The 4,239-nt window shown below is 63.4% G+C and carries 2 protein-coding genes; both read right to left on the reverse strand.

Annotated features, from left to right (window positions below; translation table 11 throughout):
- Nucleotides 1–311: 311 nt before the first annotated feature.
- Nucleotides 312–704 carry a hypothetical protein gene (locus tag ACG02S_RS26090; RefSeq protein WP_394473422.1) on the reverse strand — a complete coding sequence of 131 codons (393 nt, stop codon included), beginning with the start codon at nucleotides 702–704 and terminating at the stop codon, nucleotides 312–314.
- 18 nt (nucleotides 705–722) lie between these two features.
- The coding region (locus ACG02S_RS26095; protein WP_394473423.1) for an RHS repeat-associated core domain-containing protein at nucleotides 723–4,239 on the reverse strand (3,517 nt) is incomplete at its 5' end.

The following is a 4,239-nucleotide window of genomic DNA, read 5'->3' on the forward strand; positions in this document are numbered from 1 at the left end:
GTGCCCAAAGCGGAAGGTCAGGATCGGCGACGAAGGCCGGCACCGCCAGCGGGTGCCGTCATTGACGAGCAGCCGCCGAGTTCACGATCATGGCATGAAGCGGTCGCCAATCCCCTTGGCCGGTTGACGGCTTCAACGACCGGTCTCGAGGGGGCTGCGGTCGTCCATTCTGGCGGCCTGCCGCTGTCGCCCTCAACTCGCGCCGGAATGGCACTTCCGACCCGTTGCGGACGAGCGAGCGGCTCGAAGGCGGTCGTCTAGAAATAGGAATGCAGTTCGCCGTTGGCCAGCCTAGACACTGCAGCTTCCCTTCAGCCTTTTGCAACAAATGTCATCGATGTGAACGAGGCAAGGAGTTGCGCCCCGAATACCGCGCTAATTTCCATTAGTTCCAGCTCACCGCTCACGACTCTGTCCACAACAGCGCAAGCGACTGCAGCAAGCTGTGGAGAGCAGTCCTGTTCCGCCGCGCCGGTCATCAAGGCGAATGCCGCATCGCGCAGCCCATCGAGAGGCTTCCCACGCCTCCAATGCGTCATCGCCTCAACGACGTTCTGTTGGCGAAGCTCGTTGACGAGCAGTCTTTCAACCCCGCGCAATTCAACGTCGAACTTTGCGCCCTCGGTATCGCGCAACGACAGCACGACTTCACGGCCGGTATCGTCAATCTGGACACCGAGCAGCTGGCTTTCCATAATTTTCATAGCACCTCAACCGCAGGCTCAACCACCCGCACCAGACGCCGGCCGTGGCCAAGGTGACACCGGTCGGCCAGGATGTTCTCGGACACCGCCAGGGTACTCATGCACATGGTCCTCTTCGTAACCCTGGTGCGGCTTATCAATGTCATATTGAGGGGTGCCATCGGGGCAGTATTGCCGCCCACGTCTCGGCCCTTGAATCCAGCCATCGCCGGCAGGGTTTATGTCGGGCGGATTCTTTGGGCGGTTGAAGATTAGCCCGCTCAGCTTGTCTGCAATTAGATACCCGCCGATCCCCCCAACTACAATGCCCACCAATGCTCCGGGTGGTCCGGCGATTGCAAATCCACCCATGCCACCAAGACGAGCGCCGGCAAGCGCGTTGAGTCCAATCGGGTCGACATAGCCCACCGGGTTCCCACCCACATATGCGTACGTGTTAATACCCCCGGCAAGTCCAATCGGGTCACTTTGAATATACCGCCCGATCTGCGCGTCGTAGTACCGATTCCAGTTGTACCAAAGCCCCGTTTCGGCATCCTTGTATTGCCCCGGATAGCCTAGGTTTAGTCCTCCGACGGTGTCGGTCACGACCGTTCGGTCGAATGCCGTGTTCACTGCCCGCCACGCCACCTGCTGGGCAGCGTTGGTCAGCACTTCAGGGCGACCCAAGTGATCGTTGTGGCTGGCGTAGAACTGCCCCGACCGGACGATGCCGAGCAGTTGCTCGCCCAACCACACGTAGTTCGTCGTGCCTTGCCAGCCTGTTTCCTGCAGCAGTTCGCCATCCGGGCCGTATACGTACCGAGTCGTGCCCTGGCCTCCAGACTTCTGAACACGCTGGTTGGCGGCGTTGTTGAGATAGCTGCCCACCGTGGCGCCGTTCACCGTAGCCAGGTTCAGCCGGTTGAAGGCGTCGTACCCGTATCCCCTGCTACCGTCCCAGCGGCTCTCAGTGCTTAGGTTGCCCACGTTGTCGTAGCCGAAGTTGCGCCATTGACTGCCAGTGACTGCGGTCAACCGGTTGCTGCTGCCATCCGGCACGTGGCTCAGGTAGCCGCCCTGTGCGGTCGTCTGACTGTTGCGGTTGCCCGCCGTGCTCCAGTTGAAGCTGTCGTTGGCGACGCCGCTTCCGGCGACGGTGACCCGGTCGTTGGGGTCATAGCTATAACTCGTCGTCTGGCTGCCGTAGAGCAGGTCGTTGACCCGCCAGATGGTGTCGGTCGTGTTGTAGTCGAAGCTGATCTTCTGACCGCCTGCGCTGTCGAGTTGCGTCACGCGGCCGTCCACATCCCGCGTCACCAGTCGAGGCAGGCCGTTGCCGAATTTCCAGGCGAACAGGCTGTCGGTGGCGGGCTGGTACAGGAAGTTGCTCGCCAGCGTAGCGCTGCCCCCTGCGTGGTTGCTCAAGACGCTGGCAAGGCGGGCGCCGCTGTAGGTATAGGTCAGCGCCAGGCCGCCGGGGTAGGTCATGCCGGTGAGCCGACCTGCGCTGTCATAGGTCCAGTTCGTGGCGAGCGTCTGCCCGGTGACCACCGCCGTTTGCTGGACGAGTTCGCCAGCACCGTTGTAGGTGAACCCAATGCTGCCGGATGCATCCGTCAGCGACGTGAGGCGGCCTTTCCCGTAGGTGCCCTGGTCGTAGGTCAACGTCTCAGTGGCGCCCGCGCTGCCACGCGACGTGGGACGGCCCAGAGAGTCCCAGGTAAAGCTGGTGACCTGGCCGTTGGCCCGCGTGGCCGTCTGCATCCGTCCGGCGTTGTCGTAGGTGTAGGTCGTGGTGCCGGTGTCAGGGCTGGCCTGGGTGAGCACCTGGCCGAAGCCGTCGTAGGTGAAGGTGGTGAGGAGGCCGCGCGGATCGGTCACGGTCCAGAGGCGCCCGCGCGCGTCGTAGGCATAGTGGATGACGCCGCCATCCGGTGCCGTGGTCTCGTACACGCGATCCTGGGCGTCGTAGCGATGGAGAGTCTGGCGGCCTTGCACGTCGGTGAGCGTGATGACATTGCCGTTCGCGTCGTAGCCGATCGTCAGGCGTTGTCCGCTCGCGCCTTCGGTCTGGCGCGGGCGGCCGAGGCTGTCCACGAGGGTGTTCGCGGCGAACTCGCCAGCCGAGTACGCCACGGGGTCGCTGCCGCTCAGCCCAGGTACGCTTCTGGGCGACCGGACAGTCTTGCGCAGGTTGGCGACGTCGAAGTCGAAGTTCATGAACTCGTTGGCGGCATTGCCCAGTTGCGTCAGCCGCAGTGCGGCGTTGTAGCGCGAGCGCTGCACGCTGCCATCCGAGCCCGTCACGTCCGAGACCAGGCCTGCGTTGTTGTACGCAAAGGTCGTCACGCGATTGCCCGCGGACAGCGCCGTCGACGCCGAGAGCAGCCGGCCGGCGGCCGAATAGCTGTAAGAGGTCACCACGCCGTTCGGGTCCGTCATGGTGCCGGCGAGGCCCAGGCCGTTGTAGCTGCCGTAACTCGTGACGTGGCCTGCAGCGTTGGCAAAGCTGCTGAGGTTGCCAACGGCGTCGAACTGGTGGGTGGTGGTTTCAGTGCCATTGCTGCCGGTGCGGGCAGTCGTAAGCGTGCGCACGACGCCGGCAGCGTCGATCACATAGTCGTAGACCACGGAGCGCTGTTTGTTGAGGAGCAGGTCTGTCCACACGGCCGTCTTGATGCGCCGGTCAATGGGCTGGATGCCCTGGTACGTGAACTTGCCCCTGAGGTAGCCCACCCCGTTGGCGTCCAGGTGGGTCACCTGGTCGAGGTCGTCGCCGATCCAGACGTATTGCTTTGTCAAGGCCTGGGATGTGCCTGACGCCGTGGTCTCCGATTGGAGTTGACCGGCGACGTTGTAGGTGGTGCTGCTGGTGTTGTTGTTCCAGTCGACGAGGGTCTTCAGGTAGCCCTTAGTGTCATAGGTCCGCGACGAGGATCGCGCGGCGCAGGTGGAGTTGCCCAGGCCGTTGACGGACACGATCTTGCCGACGCCGTTGACGGACTGGATGTTGTATTCGGTGACCTGGCCCAGCGCACTCGTGACGGTCGTCTTGCCCGACGCGTAGACGAAGCTCTCGCCCTCCTCGCCGCCCGTGAGCAGGCTCTGCTTGACCCGCTTGTCCGGCCAATAGGCATACGTGCCGTATCGAGTCCCGCTGATCGACATCCCAGTCAGCAACGCCGTATCACTCGCGTCTTCGTAGTGATAGGTCACGACTTTCGTGGGCGTGCCGGACGTGGCGGGCTCCGTCACGGTCGACAGCATCCCATTGCCGTTGTACGTGTAGCTCCACGTGCCGCCGTTGGAATCGACGATGCTCGACACCTTGTCGGACAGCCAGTTGATCGTGATGCTCGGGCCTGCCGCACTCACGATCTGCGTGAGTTTGCCGGCGGTCCGCACGTAGGTCAGGGTGGCACCATCTCGGTATCGGATGGTCTGAAGCGTGCCGCCCGAGTCGAAGACCGCCGAGAGGTCGTCGCGGGTCAGGCTCCACGCGGCCGGGCCTGTCGTGGGCGTTTGCGGCTTGTAGGCGATGACGCCCCCCCAA

Source organism: Pelomonas dachongensis (genome assembly GCF_043555865.1).
Classification (GTDB): domain Bacteria; phylum Pseudomonadota; class Gammaproteobacteria; order Burkholderiales; family Burkholderiaceae_C; genus Pelomonas; species Pelomonas dachongensis.